This window comes from Balneola sp. (assembly GCA_002694685.1).
Classification (GTDB): domain Bacteria; phylum Bacteroidota; class Rhodothermia; order Balneolales; family Balneolaceae; genus Gracilimonas.
Genome location: NZMW01000010.1, coordinates 417571 through 440362, shown reverse-complemented (window position 1 = coordinate 440362; position 22792 = coordinate 417571). Strand labels below are relative to the sequence as shown.

At 43.5% G+C, this 22792-nt stretch carries 17 protein-coding genes; 9 read left to right on the top strand and 8 right to left on the bottom strand.

The features are described 5' to 3' along the window. Nucleotides 1–30: 30 nt before the first annotated feature. The gene (gene smc / locus CL667_11610) at nucleotides 31–3561 is read left to right on the top strand and encodes a chromosome segregation protein SMC (protein ID MAL18347.1); all 3531 of its coding nucleotides are present in this window, start codon (nucleotides 31–33) and stop codon (nucleotides 3559–3561) included. Nucleotides 3562–3688: 127 nt separating this feature from the next. Continuing rightward, nucleotides 3689–4579 carry a hypothetical protein gene (locus CL667_11605; protein ID MAL18346.1) on the top strand — a complete coding sequence of 297 codons (891 nt, stop codon included), beginning with the start codon at nucleotides 3689–3691 and terminating at the stop codon, nucleotides 4577–4579. A gap of 40 nt (nucleotides 4580–4619) precedes the next feature. Here CL667_11605 and CL667_11600 read toward each other — a convergent pair whose 3' ends face one another. From CL667_11600 to CL667_11590, 3 genes are all read right to left on the bottom strand, one after another. Continuing rightward, nucleotides 4620–5777, bottom strand: a complete 1158-nt coding sequence (locus tag CL667_11600; GenBank protein MAL18345.1) for an O-succinylhomoserine sulfhydrylase — start codon at nucleotides 5775–5777, stop codon at nucleotides 4620–4622. Nucleotides 5778–5863: 86 nt separating this feature from the next. Continuing rightward, nucleotides 5864–8365 (bottom strand): zinc carboxypeptidase, encoded by a 2502-nt coding sequence (locus tag CL667_11595; protein MAL18344.1) that lies wholly within the window; start codon nucleotides 8363–8365, stop codon nucleotides 5864–5866. Between the two features lie 181 nt (nucleotides 8366–8546). Further along, nucleotides 8547–9038, bottom strand: coding sequence for a transposase (locus CL667_11590; GenBank protein ID MAL18343.1), 492 nt, complete (start codon nucleotides 9036–9038; stop codon nucleotides 8547–8549). Nucleotides 9039–9285: 247 nt separating this feature from the next. On the opposite strand from CL667_11590, the gene CL667_11585 reads away from it, so the two are divergent. Beyond that, complete coding sequence (locus CL667_11585; GenBank protein ID MAL18342.1) at nucleotides 9286–10875, top strand: exopolyphosphatase; 1590 nt, start codon at nucleotides 9286–9288, stop codon at nucleotides 10873–10875. 112 nt (nucleotides 10876–10987) lie between these two features. Here CL667_11585 and CL667_11580 read toward each other — a convergent pair whose 3' ends face one another. From CL667_11580 to CL667_11560, 5 genes are all read right to left on the bottom strand, one after another. Further along, entirely contained in the window at nucleotides 10988–12361 is a 1374-nt protein-coding gene (locus CL667_11580; protein MAL18341.1) for a peptidase M28, read from the bottom strand. A gap of 40 nt (nucleotides 12362–12401) precedes the next feature. Continuing rightward, complete coding sequence (locus CL667_11575) at nucleotides 12402–12821, bottom strand: hypothetical protein (GenBank protein ID MAL18340.1); 420 nt, start codon at nucleotides 12819–12821, stop codon at nucleotides 12402–12404. Nucleotides 12822–12948: 127 nt separating this feature from the next. Continuing rightward, nucleotides 12949–14274 (bottom strand): hypothetical protein, encoded by a 1326-nt coding sequence (locus tag CL667_11570; protein MAL18339.1) that lies wholly within the window; start codon nucleotides 14272–14274, stop codon nucleotides 12949–12951. Beyond that, complete coding sequence (locus CL667_11565) at nucleotides 14271–15032, bottom strand: hypothetical protein (GenBank protein MAL18338.1); 762 nt, start codon at nucleotides 15030–15032, stop codon at nucleotides 14271–14273. The genes CL667_11570 and CL667_11565 overlap by 4 nt, the downstream gene beginning before the upstream one ends. A gap of 1 nt (nucleotide 15033) precedes the next feature. Continuing rightward, nucleotides 15034–16725 carry a hypothetical protein gene (locus CL667_11560; protein MAL18337.1) on the bottom strand — a complete coding sequence of 564 codons (1692 nt, stop codon included), beginning with the start codon at nucleotides 16723–16725 and terminating at the stop codon, nucleotides 15034–15036. A 294-nt stretch (nucleotides 16726–17019) separates the two neighbouring features. On the opposite strand from CL667_11560, the gene CL667_11555 reads away from it, so the two are divergent. The 6 genes from CL667_11555 to CL667_11530 all read left to right on the top strand — a co-directional run bounded on the left by CL667_11555 (nucleotide 17020) and on the right by CL667_11530 (nucleotide 22595). Continuing rightward, nucleotides 17020–17520 carry a hypothetical protein gene (locus tag CL667_11555; GenBank protein ID MAL18336.1) on the top strand — a complete coding sequence of 167 codons (501 nt, stop codon included), beginning with the start codon at nucleotides 17020–17022 and terminating at the stop codon, nucleotides 17518–17520. 252 nt (nucleotides 17521–17772) lie between these two features. Then, on the top strand, nucleotides 17773–18417 hold the full coding sequence (locus CL667_11550; protein ID MAL18335.1) for a GNAT family N-acetyltransferase: 645 nt from the start codon (nucleotides 17773–17775) through the stop codon (nucleotides 18415–18417). 85 nt (nucleotides 18418–18502) lie between these two features. Next, on the top strand, nucleotides 18503–19699 hold the full coding sequence (argG, locus tag CL667_11545) for an argininosuccinate synthase (protein MAL18334.1): 1197 nt from the start codon (nucleotides 18503–18505) through the stop codon (nucleotides 19697–19699). Then, complete coding sequence (locus CL667_11540; GenBank protein ID MAL18333.1) at nucleotides 19692–20654, top strand: N-acetyl-gamma-glutamyl-phosphate reductase; 963 nt, start codon at nucleotides 19692–19694, stop codon at nucleotides 20652–20654. The genes argG and CL667_11540 overlap by 8 nt, the downstream gene beginning before the upstream one ends. 2 nt (nucleotides 20655–20656) lie before the next feature. After that, nucleotides 20657–21466 (top strand): pyrroline-5-carboxylate reductase, encoded by an 810-nt coding sequence (proC, locus tag CL667_11535; GenBank protein ID MAL18332.1) that lies wholly within the window; start codon nucleotides 20657–20659, stop codon nucleotides 21464–21466. Between the two features lies 1 nt (nucleotide 21467). Continuing rightward, the gene (locus CL667_11530; protein ID MAL18331.1) at nucleotides 21468–22595 is read left to right on the top strand and encodes an aspartate aminotransferase family protein; all 1128 of its coding nucleotides are present in this window, start codon (nucleotides 21468–21470) and stop codon (nucleotides 22593–22595) included. The last annotated feature ends 197 nt before the right edge of the window (nucleotides 22596–22792 follow it).

The window sequence follows — 22792 nt, the reverse complement described above, 5'->3', positions numbered from 1 at the left end:
CCCGCAACTCACACCTCGCAACCCTAACAAATGTATATATCCGAACTCGATCTTCAGGGATTCAAAAGTTTCGCCCATAAAACAAAGGTGAAGTTTGATAGCGGAATTACGTCTATTGTAGGCCCCAATGGTTGTGGGAAGTCTAATATTGTTGATGCACTGAGATGGGTTTTGGGCGAGCAGCGACCTTCCTTGTTACGTTCCTCTGCGATGGCTAACGTTATTTTTAATGGAACTGCTCAGAAGAAAGCCCTTGGGATGGCTGAAGTATCCCTGACTTTTGTGAATGACAAAGGGATTCTGCCAATCGAGTATAGCGAGGTAACCATTACCCGTAGGCTTTACCGCTCCGGAGATAGTGAATATCTGATTAATAACACTTCCTGCCGGCTTAAAGATATTATGGAGCTTTTTATGGACACGGGGATGGGTTCAGATGCCTACTCTGTGATTGAGCTCAGGATGGTTGAAGAAATTCTTAATGATAAAAACAACGACCGCCGTCGTTTGTTTGAGGAAGCCGCCGGTGTTACCAAGTATAAAGATCAGCGAAAGAAAACCATCCGAAAGCTGGAATCAACGCGGAAGGATTTACAACGGGTTGATGATTTATTGGTTGAACTCCGCAAAAAAGCTCGGTCTCTTGAAATTCAAGCTGAAAAAGCTGAAAAGGCAAAGGTTTATAAAGATGAACTTGAGATCAAAGACAAAGCGCTGACCCTTCATGAGTTCAACAAGATAAAGTCGGAGCTGGAGCCTCTTAAAGAGCGTATCTCCAATGCAGATAAAGAAAAGAAGGAGATTACAAAAGCTGCTGAAGATCTGGAAGAGGCCGATGAGAAGTCCCGTAAGGAACTCATTGAAAAAGAGAAGCAGCAGGCCGAGGCACAGCGCCGGGTAAGTCAACTCCATAATGCTATTCGGGAGGCTGACACCAATCTCCGAATCACCAAAGAGAAAATTGAGAACGAGAAAAAGGTGATTACGGAATATGGCAAAGACATTGAGCAGGGAAAAAAGGATTTAAAGGAACTCAACGAACTGCTCGATTCAAGTCGTAAAAAGCTGGAATCTTTTGATGATGATTTAGATAAATCAGAGAAAGCGCTCGAAGATTCGAAGAAGAAATACGGACAGATTCAGCAGCAATATAATCGTGAACGATCTGAGCTTTATGAGATCGAGGTGCAGATTAGTGCTACCAATAACGAACTCAATCAACTTCAAACCAAACGGATTAAAATTGAGAGCCGCCTGGAAAATACCGAAGGCGATTTAGAGCGAATTAATAACGAGATTGTTGATCTGAATGATGAGATCGACAACATGAATGGCGAGCAAGGGCTGATTGAAAAGAAACTCGAAAAACTGGTTGTAGAGCGGGATGAGCTTGAGGAAGAATTAGAAACATCCCGCGAAAAACGAGAGCAGTTTGCCGAGAAGCAGAACGAAATTAAAGACGAGCTCCGCACCCTTCAAAGTAAAAGAGAATCGCTGGAATCTGAGATCCGATTGATGAACGATCTCGCCAGTTCGAATGAAGCTTTTCCAGGCAGCGTAAAATTCCTGATTGAGAATCACCGATTTGAATTCAAGGAAATGACGACTGTTTCAGAAGTTTTTAATACCGATGAAAAGCATGCCGTCGCCCTCGAGTCTGTGCTTGGTGATGTCCTGAACTTCGTGGTTGTTAAAACACTGGATGAGGCCAAGCAAGCAGCTAAAATCCTTAAAGAAAATGATAAAGGCCGAGCGACTTTTATTCCGCTCGACCAGCTTGCAGCAACCTATCCCGTTAAAGATGGAAGTCTTTTTGATCAGGTGAAATCGAAGCGGGAATATTCTGCCTTGAAGCAGTTACTGCTTGGGAATGCCATGGTTTTTGATTCCGTGGAGGATGCTTACGCCGGCACTAAGAAAGATGATGAACTTATTGGCGTGACCTATGAAGGCGAAGTAGTCACCAATTCCCGATTCTTCCAAAGTGGAAGCAAAAGTAAAAATGCCGGAATTCGCGTTGGACTGAAAGACAAAATCGAGAAGCTCGAGAAAGAGGAAGCCAAGACTACCAAAGAAATTTCCAAGCTTGAAGATTACCTTCAGCAAATTGTAGAGAAATACGAAAAGCTGGATATTGGGGAGCTCAGTAAATCACTCAAAGAGAAAGAGCAGGAAGTCCGCCGACTGGAGCAGCAACAGCACAGCTTATCTTCCAAAGTTCAGGTATATCAAAAGAATATTGGCGAACTGGTAAATCGTAAAGATAACCTGAAAAGCAGTGAAGGGACTGCTCAGGAAGAACTGGATTCCATTCAGCCCAAACAAAAAGAACTGCAGCAGAAAATGCTGGAGATGGATGAAAAGCAGCAGGAGAAAAAAGAACTTCTTGAAACGCTGGAAGAAGAACGCTCCATAGCCCAAACCCGATATAACGACACTCAGCTAAAGCATCAGGATCTTAAAAATAAAGTTGAGAACCTGGAGCGGGAAGTTCAACGAGCAGAATCCGGCATTGAGAATGTAGAACGGCGAATCAAAACCCGTACTTCCATGACCGAGGAAAGTAAGGAAGAGATTGAAACGCTGAGTGCCCGTATCAAAGAGCTTCAAGCCAGTATTGAGAAGAATGCCGAGGCCAAAGAGAAGGCGGATGAAGCTCTTCAGAAAGCGGAAGAAGCGGCAGCCAAACAGCGAGGCAAAATCAATGAAATTGAGAAGGAGCTGAAGGAAGTCCGCCGAAAGAAAGAGGTGAATATGGAGCTGGTTCACCACCTTGATATGGCGTGTGAAAAAATGGAGATGCAAAGTCAGGCTCTTTCCGATCACATCTGGGAAACGTATGGAATCCTGATGAAGCAGATTGAGGGCGCTGAAATGCCTGAAGATAAAACGCCGGAAGAAGTTAAGGAGCGCATCAGCTGGCTAAAGCAGAAATTGAATAGCATTGGCGAAGTTAACCCGCTGGCCATCGAAGAATATAAAGAAGAGAAAGAGCGCCTTGATTTCTATGAAGAACAAATTCAGGATTTAGCAGAGGCCGAAGAGCAGCTTCTCGAAACCATTGACGAGATCAACGAAACAGCAACCCAGCGGTTTAATACTACCTTTGAGCGCATCCGTGTAAACTTCCAAAAGGTTTTCAAGACTCTTTTTGAAGCGGATGACTACTGCGATCTGATTATTGAGGAAGATGTAGAAGATCCGCTGGAAGCTCGTATTGAAATTAAAGCTCAACCTCGCGGTAAACGCCCATCCGGGATTTCCCAGCTTTCAGGCGGAGAAAAAACGCTGACCGCAATTGCACTTCTATTTGCTATCTATCTGGTAAAACCTTCCCCGTTTTGTGTTTTGGATGAGGTTGACGCTCCACTGGATGACGCTAATATCGAGCGCTTTGCTAAAATGATTAAAGAGTTTAGCGAGCAGACTCAGTTTATCATCATCACACACAACAAAAAGACCATGAGTAAGGCTGAGATGATGTACGGAGTCACTATGCCGGTCACCGGTGTAAGTCGCCTTGTTGGGGTGAAGCTGGACGAAGTGGAAGATGTGCTGTAAGAACATTGAACAAGGAACATTCAACATTGAATGTTGAAGTGTTTTTTTATTTGTCAGTTTAACCTTTAGATCACTTAACGCCATGATTATTCAAAAGCTTTCCTTTCTTAGTTTTTTGATTCTTTTAATGGGATGTCAAGCACTGGAAAAATCCCCCGCATTTGAATCCCTTCCTCTTTCCGATCAAACGGTGACAATGCTGGGCGATACCATCAAAACGGACATTCAGCAGATACCCGAGCGTTATTTAATTAGGATTGATTCGCTGAGCTCATTGGCACTTGAGGAGAATGAGGTAGTAGATCATCTAATTTGGGAAGCGCGTAAAACAGCTTATTCCGGAGATTATCGACAGGCTGTTCAGCAATTCACAGATGCGATTCAACAATTTCCGAATTCAGCGAGATTATACCGCCATCGAGGACACCGATATTTAACCCTCCGCGCTTTTGATTTAGCGATTGATGATTTTCAAATGGCCGCACAGTTATTTCGTGGTAAAGATGATATTACCGAGCAAGATGGCATGCCGAATGCTCAAAACATTCCCCTGAGTTCGCTTCAAACCAATACCTGGTATCACCTTGGGTTGGCTCATTATTTGAAGGGCGAATACGATCAGGCAAACCTTGCTTATGCAAACGGACTTCAAGTTGCTAAAAACACCGACATGCGGGTCGCCTTTATCTACTGGAAGTATATGACTCTCCGTAAACTCGGTCGCGATATGGAAGCAGGTAATCTGCTGTCACAGGTTTCACCGAATATGCAACTGATTGAGAATACCAGTTACCATGAATTACTGATGGTCTTTAAGGGTGTTTTTAGTCCTGATGAATTATTAGGAGATGAAAATACCGCTCTTGATAACGCCACTCTCGGCTATGGACTTGGGTTCTGGCATGACATAAACGGCAGACCCGGACGTGCTCAACAAATTTGGCAAAATGTATATGACGGTGGAAACTGGGCGGCATTTGGATATATAGCCAGCGAAGCGGAGTTGGCTCAAAATTAAATGGGGTGGCTGGCGTTTGAGGTTTTTCGCAGAATTTAAATCACAACGCCTGATCTACATCTTCCCAGATATCTTCCACATGCTCAAGCCCAATTGACAGGCGAATGAGTCCCTGAGTAATGCCAACCATTTGGCGTTCTTCTTCCGAAAGTTTGGAATGAGTTGTAGAAGCGGGATGTGTGGCGATGGTTCTTGAGTCACCCAGATTAGCAGTCAGAGATAGCATTTCAAGTGAGTCCAGAAAGTTCTTACCTGCCTCCAATCCACCCTTGATTCCAAAAGTCACAATTCCCCCGCCCATCGACATTTGTTTTTGGGCGATGTCGTATGCCGGATGAGTTTCCAAAAATGGATATTTTACCCATTCCACCTGATCGTGATCCTGGAGCCGTTTCGCAACTTCAAGGGCGTTTTGAGAATGACGCTCCATACGAATCTGCAAGGTCTCTAAACTCTTAGAAAGCATCCATGCATTGAATGGCGAGAGGCAGGGCCCTGAATGCCTCGCAAAGGCTTCAATTTCATCAATAAGCTCCTGCTTTCCTACAATCGCGCCACCCAAACCACGACCTTGCCCATCTATGTACTTCGTAGCAGAGTGAATAACCAAATCAGCCCCAAATTCAATCGGGTTTTGAATCACCGGGGTGGTAAAGCAATTATCAACTACGTAAATAAGATTGTGCTTTTCCGCGATCTCTTTGGCCTTCGCCATGTCGATGATATCCAGCGCCGGATTCGATGGGGTTTCGAGGTAGATAATTTTAGTGTTTGGGGTGATGGCATCTTCCCAAGTGTCCATTTCTCCGGCTGACACATAATTGGTCTTTATGTTCCACTTCGGAAAAATCTGGGTAAATAATTTATGGGTTGAGCCAAATACAGATCGGGACGAAAGCACCTCATCACCGGCATCTAACAGAGCTGCAAAGGTTGAAAATACAGCAGCCATTCCGGAGGCCGTTGCCCATCCGGCTTCCGCTCCTTCCAGTAAAGCAATTTTATCAATAAACTCATCTACAGTGGGGTTTGAGTACCGGCTATACACATTCCCATCTTCCTCTCCTGCAAACATAGCTCGCATGTGCTCGGCATTGTCAAACACATAGCTGGAGGTCATGTAAATAGGCGTGGCGTGCTCTCCAAACTTTGTGCGTTCGGTTTGGGTGCGGATGGCTTTTGTTTCCTTACGTTTCATGTTTTAAGTGTTCGGGTGTTTGAGTGTTTTAGTGCGAAGGCGTTGAGCTATATTTATAACCTAAACACTTTCACACTTAAACACATTTAGTTTCCAACAAAGAAAACAGCATTCCCAAAAAGCAGTTTACCATTATGCCAGAACCCGCGGAACAATGGATTATCTACCATATAAACTACATTCCCCCTACCCATATTTTGAACTCCAAAGGCTAAGGTATGCTCTAAAGATTCTTTGGCTTTATTTCCTACAAAACCACTTCGGTGCGCTCCAGGCTTTGCTGCGCCAACATTCCAGCCATTTTCTAAATAATCGTATGCTGAGGATCCCAGCTTTAGCGACATATATTCTTCCTCATACCCAAATGCGAGTGGATGCGAAGTGTCCATCGTGATTTCATAAATACTGCCGGGATTCGAATATTGAGCTCGTTCCCGTGAGGCCTCTCCATATTTTTGAAGCTTATCTTCAGGATTTTCACCTTCAATTTCTTCTTCTCTTTCCTTGAGCTCCAGATTAAAACCATCCTTACCAACCAGATCATTATTTGCATTGCCCAAGGCTATGAGTGTACCACCATCTCGAACCCAATCTGTGATAGTTTCAAGCTCATCGCTACCCAAAACTCCATAGGTGTCCGGCAATATCATTACATGATAATCACTCCAATCTACTGAGCCAACATCTTCAGCATCAATCAAATTCACGGGGTAATTAATCTGCTGATCAAAGTAATTCCAAATGTGGCCTACCATGTTTGAACTGGTTCCGTCACCGGAAAGAAGTGCAACTTTAGGGGCTTCGATATATCGAACTGACGAGGACCCAAAGTCTTTACCTGAATCCACAAAACCAGTAGCCACCGGGGTGACAATTCGATTCAATAATCCGGCTTCATCTTTAACGATTTGATCAAAGTTACTGCCCAGCTGTTCATTTCCATTTCGGGTGATAATGAGCGTTCCGGGTGCATATTGCTTTCCGTTCAAGCTAAAAGCTTTTTCTGCATATCGAACGGCGACTCCTTCATCCAGCAGCCTGGCCAGATATCTTAAATCTTCTATGGAATTCCATTTTGCGAGGTAGGCATAGGGTTTGTCTATAACGGGTGTGAGCTCGTCTTCCATACTCATGGAAAGTGGGCGGGTTTCTACCTGTCCTTTGATTGCATATCCATCTACCCCATAGGCATAATGTGTTTCCCAGGCAGTAATGTCGTAAGTAAGGGAATCAGCTAATTCCGGCTTCGGCTCAAATAATACACGCACTAATGTGCCTTTGGGTTGATAGGTACTTATTACATAATCTCCTTCCTCTATAGACACTCGTCCGGTTTCACCGTTGCTGTAGTCATAGCCATTTGCATTGGAGGAGCGGGAGGCAACACCAAACTCAATTTCCTGATTTAACAAGTAGCGCAAAAGGCTGGATACTTTATCCGGATTGCTGCTCTTCTTCACAATGAATGTCTTGTACTCACCCGCACCATTTTGGGTAGTACTCGTAAAGTAATCAGAGAATTCCTGTATCACCTTTTGGTGATTTTGAGAAGTGATTTCTATCGTTGACAATCCGCTTACGCTGTGATGAGTAAGGCGGTCTTTCAGTGTCAACGTATCCCCTTCGGCTGTTATCACTCCACGGCCACCGGAGCTGTGCCCGGCTTGTTCGTAGGTCATCCCAATAGCACCGTTGAAAGTAGGCCAGGTATCGCCGTAGCTGGGATAGAACAAGTCAAAAACTTCGCGGGTGAAATAAAGCCAGTTTTCTTCATCAAAATACTTGGTGTGATTTTTCCCAATCATCGTCTGGAAGTCACGCTGCCAGTCCGTAATCGCCATATGCATTGGCTCTGCTGCAGGTGCAAAGTAATAGGGAGAGTTGTAACCCTGCTCGTGGAAATCAACATGAACATGAGGCATCCATTGGTTGTAAACTTTAACCCGCTGCTGACTTTCTACCTGTGTTTGCCATGCCCAATCGCGATTCAAATCAAAATAGTAGTGATTGGTTCGCCCACCCGGCCACGGTTCATTGTGCTCTCTGGTTTCGGGATGAACGTTTTTCTCTTCACCAACCACACTTCTAAACCAATTCACGTAGCGATCACGACCATCCGGATTTACCATTGGATCCATGATCACAACCGTATTTTCTAACCAGCCGGCATTTTCAGCTACTAATTTATACACCGTATTAAGGGCAGCCTCGCTGGATGAAGTCTCATTGCCGTGTACGTTATAGCTCAGCCATACAATTGCTTTTTGATTCGTGGTAGGAGTCCCTTCCTCTAAATCGGCCAGCCGTAAATTATTGACACGTATTTCTTCCAGGTTTTGGTGATTTCCTTGGGATGTAACTACAGCATATACCAACTCACGCCCTTCATTGGTTTTTCCATATTCAGTCAGCGTAACCATTGGCGATTCCTCCGCCACATGCTGGAAATAGTTCAGAACTTTATAGTGAGGGGTCCACTTTTCTCCTAACTCATAACCCAAAAATTCAGCGGGCGACTGCACCTGAGACCATGCGGTTGATGTTAGTAAAAGAGTTCCTAAAACAGCTAAAACAACAGATTTCTTCATGCTCAAATTTGATTATTCCGTATTACCGGTAATAAATTACTTAAAAGTTAGCTAATGTTAGGTATTCCAAGATGATTGGGCAAGAAGGAATTTAGGTGAGTTTATCTGTAATCTGATAAGTCAGCATAATCTCGTTGAGTAGCTCCGCTGCTCAACGCCACCCGGAGGCTCCGCCTTCTTTTTACCCTGAGAATAGTTTAACTGAAACCACAGTATTATCCTCACCCAAGTAGCTTCGAGCTGATGAATATTTCCAATGCTCAGGTAATTCTACAAATCCTGCTTTCACCGGATTTAGATGCACATATTCAATTTTCTGCTGCATCATTTCCAAATTTGAAACCTGCTTGGGATGCACCCCTTCTTGCCAAATCTGATACTCGCTATCTTTATGCTTCGAATGCTTATAAGCCTTCAATTCCGAAAGAAAATATCTGCGGTTAAATGCTTTCAGATAATCAATAATGCATCTGGCCGTGTACGATTTAAACTTTCTTATTATATCAGGTAAGCCTTCTGCCTGAATGATCATATGGATATGATTGTGCATAAGCACATACGCATATACATCTACCTTTTCTTTGTCTTGAAGATGTTTTATGGACTCAATGATGATCTTGCTAATATCCTGATAAACAAATAACGAAATCCCTTTTACTGTGGTACAGGTAATTAAATAGGGATAATGTTCTTCTTTAAACTTGAATCTCGTTTTTCCCTTGTCTTTTTACCGGTTAGAGGGATATGAAAGGCATTCCTTACAATCTTTTTTTGAGGCAGAGCCTCTTCGGGACATTGAGCAGCGGAGCTACTCAACGAGAACTAACGAGAACTAACGAGAAGAAGCATAATCAGTACTATCAAAACTCAGCACTTTTGGTTATGATTGATGCGTACATTAATCAACCTCTTTTTCCGCTTTGATCGTCAGCAGCAACAGCAATCAGGTTACACCCATCAAACGCATCGCCGCTATTGATATCGGCACCAACTCATTCCACGCCATTATTGTGGATATTTATTCTGATGGCAGTTTCAGAACCCTCGATAAGCTCAAGGAAATGGTTCAGCTTGCCAAAGGCGGGATGGGGAAAAGATTATCAGATGGGGCTTTTAAACGGGGATTGACGGCACTCAAAAATATTAAGCGGCTTGCTGATAGTTATGAATGTGAGGAGATTTTAGCCTACGCCACCAGTGCTATTCGGGAAGCAGAAAATGGCGGTGAGTTCATCCAAAAAAGCATCGATGATATTGGTGTGAAGATAAATGCCATTCCGGGCCGTGTTGAAGCAGAGCTTATTGGATTAGCTGTTCGTCATGGAGTGAAATTGACAGAAAAACCTGTGCTTGTAGCTGATATTGGGGGCGGTAGCGTAGAATTCATTCTGGGAAATGAGAAGGAATTTTTCTTTACAGCGAGTAAGAAAATCGGGGTTTCCAGGATGACCGAGATCTTTAAACCTAAAGACCCCATCACCACAGAAGACATTAAAACGCTGGAAGGTCATTATGAAGAAAAGCTTCAGGATGTAGCCCAGGCCTTTGCGCTAAACCGAACAGATACGATTATCGGTTCTTCCGGAACCATGGAAAACATCGCCCAGATGATTGCGAACCGGAAGGACAAATCTATCGACATGACCATCAATGAGATGGAGTTTTCGGCAGAAGATTTCAGGAAATTTTATGACTGGTTTATCAAACTCTCCAAGAAAGAACGGCGTAGTGTTTCCGGTTTAGACACCAAACGAGTTGGCTTCATCAATACCGGGGTGGTTCTGCTCAACTATATGATTCGAAAATTTGGAATCAAAACGGTGAAGATTTCATCTCAAGCTTTGAGGGAAGGGATTGTTATTCGGTACCTCAAAAAAGAAATGATTGGACTTCAATGGACCGGAGCTTTTGCCGACCCCCGTCGCAGAAGTGTCTTTGAACTGCTCCGTAAAACGGACTGGCATGAGACTCACTCCCGTCATGTGGCCAATATGGCGCTTACCATCTTTGATGCTCTGGAAAAAGAACTGGAACTCACCCTTCAGGATCGGGAACTGTTAGAATACGCCAGTTATCTGCACGATATCGGATACTACATTTCGCACTCTAAACATCATAAACATGCATTGTATATCATCCGCCACTCAGATTTGAAAGGTTTTAAGGAAGATGAAATTCAGATAATTGCAAACGTGGCCCGCTATCACCGGCGGTCTACACCTAAGAAACGACATAGTGAATACTGGAAAATGCCGGCTCCTATCCGGAAGCGTATTAAAAAGCTATCCGGGATTTTGAGGGTGGCTGATGGATTAGACCGAAGTCACTACCAAAACGTAAAAGACCTGCAAGTGTATTCTGAGGATGACTATATCAAGATTAATATCCGGACGGAAGGTGAGCCTCACTTAGAAATTTGGGGAGCGGAGCGAAAGGCTGAGTTATTCAAAGAAGTAACAGGGAAAAAACTGAAAATAGAGCGGGTTATAGAGCCCAGCTATATCGGGTAAACAAATACGCTCCGACGCAGAGCATCGGAGCGAGTAGGCTTTCTATATTAATTTGGACTTAAAAAAGTAGAGCGGACAGCCTGTCCGACCTACGTTTTTGTACTGAATTTACTTAGTCACCAAAGGAACCGTTCGGTCCGGGAAATACTACCGGACTTTCAAACCCATCTTTTGATACGCTTGCTACGCCGAAGTAATAGTTATCAATTACAACGTTTTCGAGGGTATGCTCGGTGGCATCGGCCGGGACAAACACACTTTTCTGCCATTGATTGGCATCGGTTAGTCGCCAGTAAATTTTATAGCCGGCCAGCTGTGGATTTTGTTCGGCATCAAGTGCCTTCCACTTCAGGGTTGTGCTTGGGCGGACGGCACCTTCAATTTCAACTTCAGCGGGTGGACTTGGAGCCCAACTCATTCCTGCCATTACTACTGCGTTCAATCCGGTTAGCTTAGCTGCGAAGTCAAATTCCACTTCATCCAGAACATCTCCGTATTCAACGCCATCTTCAGTTCTTAAATCCTGATGCTGTCGGTTATAATCTTCGTTGGTTTCCATAATTCGAACGCCAGGGAATCCGGCTGCATTAAATGGGCGATGGTGTCCGCCTCGGCCAAATCGGTCCAAGCGGTAAATCATCATCACGTCCAAATTTCGGATATAATCATCCGCCATCTTATCTACATAACGAGCCAGATTTCGTGATGGAGAATCAACTTCGCCACCGGTATAGCGACGAATATTTCCTTCTCTTTCCGTCTCTACCGCACGGGTTCCTTCCGAAAACACACGGGCCGTTGTATTATCAATTACCTGATTAATGCCCTGAATATTTCCAATCATATCATTATTCAGCACTCCCTTGAGGTCCATATCATTCTCTTTCATGTATTCTGCGAGAATCTGACCTCCGAATAATCCTTGTTCCTCGCCTGAAAGTGCTGCGTACATAATTGAACCTTCAAATTCATAGTTCGTCAAAACTCGAGCAGCTTCCAATGCACCGGCAACACCGGAAGCATTATCATTCGCGCCGGGAGATTCAGACTCACCATCCAGGGCATCAGAAACACGAGAATCAATATCGCCACTCATCATAATAAATCGGTTTGGATCTGCCGTCCCTCGCTGTATGGCAACTACATTTACCACATTGGTGGGTTCGGGAATCCGTCGAGTTCCTTCAATCACATCACTTACATAAAATACTTCCAGGCAACCTCCGCAATCAGCAGAAATTCGCTCGAATTCAGCTTTGATCCAGCGCCGGGCAGCACCAATACCGCGAGTGTCAGAAGTGGTGTCCGATAAAGTATGGCGGGTGCCAAACTCAACTAAAGTTGTGATATCTGCCTCGATGCGTTCAGCTGAAGGAGCAGCCCCAATTTCACGAAGTACTTCCATTTGCAAAGTCTGAGCAAGTGTGCTTCCCAGAAAAACCGTAGCGAAAAGAATAGATAGAATAGTAGCTTTAACCGATTTCATAAATGTATTTTTTGTTGAAATTATTGTGTAATCATCCTGCTTAGTCATCCTGATTCAAAAATTCCTGCAGGTTTTCCTGAAATTTTGCCTGAGCTTTTAATCCGGCACGGTGACCAAAATAAGCGCCTGTTCCGCAAGCAATTATTATGGTAAACATGAAAGTGAGCTTGGAATTCCCTAAACCGGCATCATAAATCTGAACCCAAACCAGTGGCGGAATGGCAACCAGTAAACCGAATACATAAGGGATAGGGTTTGGTCCCTGAAGGCGACGCATAAAGCGGCGGCCCGTTATAAAAATGATGTTCATATACACCAGACCAAAGCCTAATAAAACAAGTAATCCCGCAAAATTTGGCGAGTTTATCAGACTCATGAATTCAGAGGAAAAAAGGGTAAAGGCGGCTGAAATCATCAACACACCGGAAGCATAAAAAATTAACCGAGGTATATTATCCAAAACAGGCTGCTTTGTTCATTTAATGAATATTAAGGTAAGCTGAAATTCCTAAAAAGAAGGCCCAAATTCCAATGCGAACATATCTTTTAACGGAATTCAAAAGTATTGTGACAGGGATGTTGAATTCTTACCGTGAAGAAAGCCAAATTTCAGGATTTACAAATTCAGTTCCATCTCTTACGGCAAAGAAAAGGACTTCTCCTAATTCTGATGTTGCCACTCCTGAGCTGCCTATTTTATCTCCCACTTGCAAAACCGAGCCTACTTCAACTGTGATTTCGCTAAGGTTGCCATAGGCCGTGTAGTAGGAGCCGTGTTTAACAAACACCACGTCACCATACCCAAGCATTGGCGAGATGTTGAATACATAACCCGGCGAAACGGCCTCAACGGTTGTTCCTGATTCAGCTACAATATCAATTCCGGGGTGCTCTGTTACTGATCCGTATAACGGGTTACGTATCCTCCCAAATTTTTTACCGACTGTCTTACTATCTACCGGCCAGCGCAAGTTCCCTTTTGACTGAATGAAAGCATTTTCATAGGTAAGTAAGATTTCATCACTCACAAAATTTTCGCGCGTGATGGGTTTGGAATATTTTTCAACTTCATCGGCTCGGCGTGCGGCATCAGCTATATTTCGAGCCTCTGCTAATTTCCTTAAACGCTCATTTTCAGCTTCTCGCAACGACTCTTCTTCAGTAATTAAACTGGTGAAAGCACTTTCGAGGTTCTCTTTTTCCTGACGGGTTTTGCGGAGTTCTTCCAGCCAGGTGCTTCGCTCTTCCTTGATGCGTTCAACTGTTTGCTGTTGCTGCTGGCGCTGGTCGCCCAGTTCTTCTTTTTCAATCCGAATCTCTCCAATGATTTCTGAATTCTTTTGATAACTGTCCCGCAAGTCTTCCTTTACCTGATCCAGCTCATTCTTGTTTTTACGGATGAGAACAGCCTGCTTTGCCTTCTGTTCCTCAAAACGCTGAAGGTAATTCGAGCGCACAACCATTTGATTGATAGATTCAGAAGTCAGCAGTAGTTCTAAATTTCCGGCTCGCCCGTTTTTATATGCGTACAATATAATCTGCTTATAGTTTTCAATGAGCTGCTCAAGTTCTTGCTCACGAAGTTCTATTTCTTTTTCTGTCAGACTAATCTCTGCTTCAATCTGGCTCTGCTCTTCTTCCAGACTGTTGATTTTATCATCCTGAAGGGCAATCAGATTGTTTAAGGATTGAAACTGCTCGAATGATTTATCAAATCGCTGTTCGGCCTGACTTACCCGCTGCTGGTAATTCTTAATACGGGCTTCCAGCACATTAATCTCGGCACGGGTATTTTCCTGCCGTTTTAAAAGCTCCTCTCTCTTTTCCTGATAGGTTTGGGCAAATGATTCCATTCCCAGCGATAACACAAAGATCACAACTCCAATAATTCGCAACCAGCTTGTTGATTTCATAATCGTTGAATTACAATGTCGTTGGGGATATCAATTTCGAGATCCAGTTTATTGGGATTCACTTCAAGGCTTCTCACTAAGAAGACAACCCGTGAATCTCCGTCTGCGCTAAAGATCGTTATTTTTCTTGGTAAAGTGAATCCATTCAATTCACCATAACTTTCATAAATAATCCTGGAGTAGGGAGCCATTCCGCGCCGGGTTTGTTCTACCTGCTGAACCCAGCCTTGCTCCTTATTTACAAATACATGAGCGCCATTTTTTAACCGAAGCTGATAGGAATTATTGCTTTGCCAAACCGACTGCACATCTTCCGCTTCAACTTTATAATTAACAAGATCCAGAATGTTGATAGAAGCCAACTCATTCAGGCTGGTCATGCGCCCATCATAAATCGATATCTTTTGGGCAACTTTATCCACACGGTTGTAAATCAGGATGGAATCGGAATCGACCAACATCTGCCCGCCTTCGATACCAATACGGTTTTGAATAGTAAGTAAACTCAGCTCCTTATTGGCTTGGAAATCTATGGTCGCCCGATCGCTATTTCCCGGCTCACTAACCAATGCACGGCCTTTGCCTTTAATTGATGTGAGTTCCGCGCCATAGTCCGGAATAAGAGAAACCACCTCTTCTTCAGAGGCATCTGTTCTGCTGTAATCCCCCTCCGACACTGTTCTTGTTGAGGAACAAGCAGACATGATACCGGCTAAAATCAAAATAGCTAAAAGGGAAAAATGAGAGGATAACTTCACACTAATTGATTTTTTCCTGCAAATGAGTTCGGGTTGAATCTTTTTCAAGAGCTTGTCTCCACCAATTCTGGGCTTCTTCCATATTACCCAATTGTTCTTCTACATCGCCTCGGTGTTCGAGTACTTCTGCACTTGCGGCTCCCGTATCTATCGCTGCCTGAATGAACCGCTCTGCTCTATCATAATCACCAAGCTTAAAATATACCCAGCCTACCGTGTCCAGATAAGCCGCATTTTCGGGAGCAACTTCAATAGCTTTAAGTGCTAATTCTTTCGCACGTTCCAGATTTTCTTCTCGAACCGATAAATTATATGCGTAGTTATTCATCGCATTGTCATTATCAGGGTCATAGCGAAGTGCTAGTTCATAGGCTTCATCCGAGCCCTCATTATTTCCGAGATTAGCTCTTACATCACCTAATGTACTATACACTATGGATTTAAAAGGTCGCCTCGCAGGTGCACGGGTTGCATTTTCAAGCCACTCCTCTGCTTTCTCGTTTTGATTACTCAGCATGTAGGCACTGCCCACAAAGAATTGGATAAAAGAATCATCCGGCACTACTTCATCTGCTTTCTGCCCAACCTCGATTGCTTTCGCATATTCTTGCTGACCCATCAACAATTGCAGTCTTTGTCTCCAGGCTATATCATCCTGAGGGAGCAGCTCGTTAGCTATTTCGAGCTTTTCCAAGGCTTTTTCAGGCTGTCCTATTTGTGCAAAAAATTCTCCAGCTAAAGTGAATGCGGGGCCGTATTCTGCCTCGGCTTCTGTGAGGGCATCCATTGCTCGTTCGGTTTCAATTCGAAGCTGTACATTCTGAGAATCCTGCTGTGAACGACTATATAAGAATTGAGCAATATCCATTTTCTGTAGTGGCTCAATTAAAGGATCTGAAATGAAGTTGGTCAATAATGTGCCGGCACTGTCCCATTTTTGTTCATCCAGATATATACCGGCCAGATTAATCAAAGACTGGGGATCGCGTGCATTCCGGTCAAGAGCATCTGTGAGTACTTTTTTGGCTGAAGTTGTATTTCCGATCTGCACATAATACTGTCCCAGCATATTCAACATCTCCAGATTATCGGGATCAATCTCGCGCACTTTCTCTAACTGAGCCACGGCTGAATCAGGAACAACTAAAGCCTCATAATTTCTGAATTTCAATAAAAGCACCTGAATATCAGGGCCTCTAAGGTTTAAGATCTCGTCAAGCATCTGATTGGACTTCACGAATTCGCCGTAGTCTATATAGGTATCAGCAAGCATATACAATGCGTTGAAATCATTCGGATGATAATCAAGAAGTGCGTTCAGTTCATCAAGTGTGGCTTGATTCCGGCCGGCGCTTCTATAGATTTGGGCTAGTTTCAACCTAAACCATTTATCCTCAGGATCACTATCGACGGCTTGTTTTCCATAAAGTGCGGCATTGGGAAGGTCGTCCAGCGCAAGATAGGTATCTGCCAGCGCGTAGCTAACCCCGGGTGCATTTGTCAGACTGCGGCTTGCTTTGAGTAGTAACTCTTTTGCAGTATCAAATTCTTCATTTTCAAAAGCCTCAATGCCTTGTATATAAGCAGCCTTTCCAGATATTTCTTCCTCCATTTGAATTTGAGCAAATGCAGGTTTTCCCGTAAAAAACAGGATACTTATAAAGGTAATTATGAAATATTTCATGGCAGTCATATCAACGCTAAGTATAACAGGAAAGTGTGATTTTTGCTTGGTCGACTACTAAACAAAAAAAGAGCCGGAGAATATCCGGCTCTGAACTAAATGTGCAACACTAAGCTGCGTCTCTTTTGATGAACTGTTCTGATCAGATTAAGGTGAATTCAATGATCCTTCGTTCCCTATTGATTTCATCATATTCATTTCACCATAAATGTGCGCAACCTTATTTCATCTTTGTTGTATTGATACAATCTGTGTTTTGCTAAGAATCTTCCATTCACACCATAAACTCAAAACCTTCCGATTATGAAATCAATCCCTATAAATAAATTACTGCCCGCTCTCCTAATAGTTTCTACTGTTTTAGTGGGAGCCAGCTCAATTGATAGCACAAGGGTTACAGATTATGAATACCTGACCCAAAAACTGACCAGCGTTCACGAATACACACTCGAAGTTTTCGAGGCTATGCCTGCCGAGGACTTCGCCTTTAAACCTTCCGAAGACGTCCGAACCTTTTCCGCTCAGGCTTTTCATATTGCTTACAGCACTGAGTTTTTCAAAAAGAGATTCAACGGTGAGCAAGTTGCCTGGGAACCCGGCGATGAAAACCGAATGACCAAAGAAGAACTGATAAGCTATTTCGACACTCAGTTTAAAGAGATGTCTGAATTTATTATGGCTCAGGATGCTAATCCCCAATTAACAGCTGGCATCGTCAGCTTCCTAGACCACCATTCTCACCACCGGGGACAGATGATCACGTATTTAAGAGTCTCCGGGATTGAACCTCCACAGTACCGCTAAAATTCAAGAAACCTGAGGTAAGATTAAAATATGCGTCAGGGCTTGTTTTAAAGCGTCATCTTTGTTTACTTTCTACCCATGCAAACTTTATGCACATATAGGATCAATTTTACTGCACTCCGGCGGATTCCGCGACGGCGGTAGTCATATCTATATTGCTGCTTTTTAAGTAGCGCTCATCTTTTACCGCAAGATCCTAACTAACAACTTCACTCAGAAGAAGTTTACTCACTCATTACTTATTCTCACAACATGTCCGTTCACATTCATATCGCCAAAGCGCATCATACCTCATATGCAGAAGATATCTGTGCTATGATTGAAGAAGCCGCCCACAAACGAGGAACCGGTATTGCTAAGCGTGACCCTGATTACATCAAAAAGAAAATTAAAAATGGAAATTCCGTCATCGCACTAGATGATGGAAAGCTTGCTGGCTATTGCTACATCGAAATCTGGGAAAACAAAAAATATGTAGCGAACTCAGGCTTAATTGTCCATCCTGATTATCGAGGACAGGGATTAGCCAGCAAGATTAAAGCCAAAGCATTTGAACTTTCCCGCAAGAAATATCCAGGATCTAAATTATTTGGGATTACGACCAGCCTCCCGGTTATGAAGATAAACTCTGACCTGGGCTATCGACCGGTTACTTTTTCTGAACTTACACAGGATGAGACTTTTTGGAGTGGATGCCAAAGTTGTCCTAATTATGACATCCTTACACGCAATGAGCGCAAGAACTGCTTGTGTACCGGAATGATGTTTGACCCGAATAAACCCAATAAGAAAACGAAGCAGGAACGAGAAAAAAATATCGCCAAGTACTATCGCTGGGTGAAATTGAAGACCGTTAAGTTTCTGGATTTCATAAACCCAATAAATCTCTTTTTATAAATAACCTAAAGTCATTCCTGCGAAGGCAGGAATCCAGATCCCGAATCAAATCCGGGATGACCTTTAAAAGAATCTAAATGATATCATGAGCAAAAAGAAAAAAGTATTACTCGCATTCAGCGGTGGACTCGACACCAGTTATTGCGCCATTTGGCTGGCAAAAGATCAAGGCTTCGATGTCCATACCGCGGCCGTAAATACCGGTGGTTTTGATGCAGCTGAAGAGAAAGCATTAGCAGAAAAAGCCAAAAAACTAGGGATAGAAAATCACACTATGCTGGATGTAGAAGACACCTTCTACGAAAAAGGCATCAAGTACCTGATCTTCGGAAACGTGCTCAAAAATCATACTTATCCACTATCAGTAAGTGCGGAACGAGTTTTCCAAGCCGTAGCTATTGCCGAGTATGCAAAAGAAATCGGTGCTGATGCGATTGCCCATGGAAGTACCGGAGCTGGAAATGACCAGGTTCGTTTTGATTTAGTCTTCAATGTGATTGCTCCCGATCTGGAAATTATTACTCCGATTCGTGATCAAAAATTGAGCCGTGAAGAAGAAGTTGAGTATTTGAAAGAAAATGGCATTGATCAGGAATGGGCAAAAGCAAAGTACTCGATCAATAAGGGACTTTGGGGAACTTCAGTTGGTGGAGCTGAAACGCTGACTTCCCATAAAGGACTACCCGAAGATGCCTGGCCAACAAAGGTCGTTGATCGTGATTCGTTATTAGTTCAAATCGGTTTTGAAAATGGTGAACCAGTAACGATTAACGACGAACGATTAACGACGGTAGAATTAATTAAGAAACTGAATGAAATAGCTTCTCCTTTTGGTGTAGGTCGAGACATCCACGTCGGCGATACCATCATTGGGATTAAAGGTCGTGTAGGATTTGAGGCGGCAGCTCCGATGATCATCATTAAAGCACACCAGCTTTTGGAAAAACACACGCTCGGTAAGTGGCAGTTATATTGGAAAGATCAGCTGGCCGAATGGTATGGAATGCTGATGCACGAAGGCCAATACCTTGATCCGGTGATGCGCAACATCGAGACCTTTTTGGAAGACACCCAAAAAACTGTCTCTGGAAAGGTGTTCGTCAAACTTGATAACAAGCACTTCGAACTGGAAGGCGTTGAATCTGAAAATGATTTAATGGGCTCCAAAGCGGGTCAATATGGTGAAATGAATAACGCCTGGAGTGGAGATGATGTGAAAGGATTTACCAAAATTTTGTCGAACTCCATGCTTATTCAACAAAAAGTACAGAACAATGATTAAAGCAGGCATCATAGGCGGAGCCGGATACACAGCAGGTGAGCTCATCAGAATTTTACTTCATCATCCTGAAGTTGAAATAACTAGCGTGGTGAGCAGAAGTCATGGCGGAGAGTTTTTGTACCAAGCTCACCCTGACTTAGAAGGAGAGACGGAACTCAAATTTGATTCAACGTTATCACAAGATGTTGATGTTGTTTTACTCTGCTCAGGTCATGGAAAATCGAAAGCGGTAGTGGAAGGAGACATCATTCCAAAGCAGGCAAAAATTATAGCCCTCAGCTCCGATTATCGCATAAAAGGCGAACATGATTTTGTGTATGGCTTGCCTGAACTACATCGCGATGAAATTAAAGCTGCCAATCATATTGCAAATCCGGGCTGTTTTGCCACTTGTATTCAACTCAGTTTATTTCCACTGGCAAAAGCAGGCTTATTGAATACTTCAGTACATGTTACAGCCATCACCGGAAGTACGGGCGCGGGACAGAACCCAACTTCTACCACCCACTTTAGCTGGAGAAGTAACAACGCCTCCATTTACAAAGCATTTACGCATCAGCATTTGGGGGAGATTAGTCAGAGCCTAAAGCAATTACAGTCGGATTTTGATCAGTCCATTCACTTCATTCCCATGCGTGGAGCATTCACCCGTGGAATTCTTGCCGCTTGCTATTTGGAGCTGAATAAGTCTGCTAAAGAAATTCAGGAGTTGTATCAAAATTATTACAAGGATCATCCTTTTGTCACGGTATCCGATTCTTCACCGGATATAAAACGTGTGGTTGGAACCAATAAAGCTCAGGTTCATATTCAAAAAGAGAATGGACAGATTTTGATCACCGGAGTGATTGACAACTTGCTGAAAGGGGCATCCGGACAGGCTGTCCAAAATATGAATCTGCTATTTGGACTGGATGAAACTTCCGGACTCAATTTTAAATCCACAGCATTTTAATTATGGCTAAGAAACATGACATCGCAATTATTGGGGCAGGAAATTTAGGCATTGCCATAGCGAAGGGAATTAGCGGAGCGAAATTGGCTAAACCAAAGAACATGTATTTGACGCGTCGGCACCTGGAGAAGCTGGACCATCTCAAATCTCAAAAGTTTAAAATAACTTCCGATAACAAAGATGCCGTCCAGAACTCTGAATACATTTTCCTCTGCGTTCAACCCAAACAACTGCCTGCTGTTTTGGAAGAAATTAATTCAGTCTTAGACCCTGAAAAGCATGTCTTGATTTCAACTATAACCGGCGTTGAGATTGCGGCTATTGAAGAACACCTTGAACAAACAATGCCTGTAATTCGGGCCATGCCAAATACGGCTACGGCTATACAGGAGTCGATGACCTGCCTTTGTGCAAAGAATGTTTCTGATCAACAGCTTAAAGAAGTTAAGAAGCTGTTCGAAGCTCTGGGTGAAGCTATGATCATTGATGAAAACCTCATGAAAGCCGCCACCGTTTTAGCAGCCAGCGGAATTGCCTTCTTCCTTCGATATATCAGAGCAGCTACTCAGGGCGGAATTCAACTTGGATTTCATGCCGATGAAGCCCAAAAAATTGCGATGCAAACTGCACGTGGAGCCGCATCACTTTTGATTGAAGGCGAAAATCACCCCGAAACAGAAATTGACAAAGTAACCACACCGCAAGGCTGCACCATTGCAGGTCTCAATGAAATGGAGCACCAAGGACTCAGCTCTGCAGTAATAAAAGGACTCCTTGCCTCCTTCGAAAAAATTAACACCATCACCCAATAACATGAATTTATTCCAGGTTTACCCCCTTTTTGATGTGGAGCCCGTTAAGGCCAAAGGTCATTATGTGTATGATGCAGAAGGCCAAAAGTATCTCGATTTCTATGGCGGTCATGCGGTGATATCTATCGGTCATTCTCACCCCCACTATGTGGATCGGATAAATGCCCAGCTAAATGATATCGGCTTTTATTCAAACTCTGTCCCAATCGGTATTCAGCAGGAACTTGCCAAAAAATTAGGGCAGATTTCCGGCTATGGCGACTGGAATTTATTCTTATGCAATTCCGGAGCCGAGGCTAACGAAAATGCCTTGAAAGTGGCTTCAGCTTATAATGTACGAAAGAAAATACTGGCGTTTAAAGGAGCTTTCCATGGGCGAACTTCACTGGCTGTGGCTGTTACCGACAATCCGAATATTGTATTTCCGGTGAATGAAGGCACTGAAGTCCTGCGCTTCGCATTCAATGATTTTGAGGGTGTTGAAAAGGCGCTCAAACAAGAAGATATCAGCTCTGTAATTATTGAAGGCATACAAGGAGTTGGGGGCATTGAAAGTCCAAGTGCCGAGTTCTTTAAACATCTGCGAACCCTTTGTGACGATACCGGAACCGTTCTGATTCTGGACGAAGTGCAATCCGGCTTTGGGCGAACGGGTAAGTTTTTCGCTCATCAACATTTTGATATTGAACCCGACATCATCTCGATGGCTAAAGGAATGGGTAATGGATTTCCTGTAGGCGGAGTGTTAATTCATCCAAAATTTGAGGCTTCTATTGGGATGCTGGGAACCACTTTTGGCGGAAACCACCTGGCTTGTGCCGCATCCTTGGCAGTGTTGGAAGTGCTGGAGCAAGAAGGGCTTATGAAGAATGCAGATAAGCTCGGCGGTTACCTGAAAGAAGAGCTCGCTAAACTTCCAAAGGTTAAGGAAGTTCGTGGATTTGGCCTGATGATTGGCGCTGAATTTGAAGAACCCGTTGTTGAATGGAGAAAAGAAGTGCTCTATAAGCACCACATTTTTACCGGTTCTTCTTCAAACAAAAACGTATTGCGGTTACTCCCTCCCTTGGGAATTGGTAAAGAGGAATGCGATCAATTAATTCAAGCCCTCAAAGAGGTTATTAAATGAAATTTCTACTAAACAGAGGCTTGTCTTTGCGAGGAGCCTCAACGACCCAATGTAAGCTCGAAAACTTAAACGACGACGCAATCTGCCGGAACCCAAATCCCAAGTTAATTAGGGAGATCGCCACGTCGATTACATTCAACTCTTTTCATAAAACCAGGCTCCTCGCGATGACGAGACTTTTAATTTTTAACCCCACA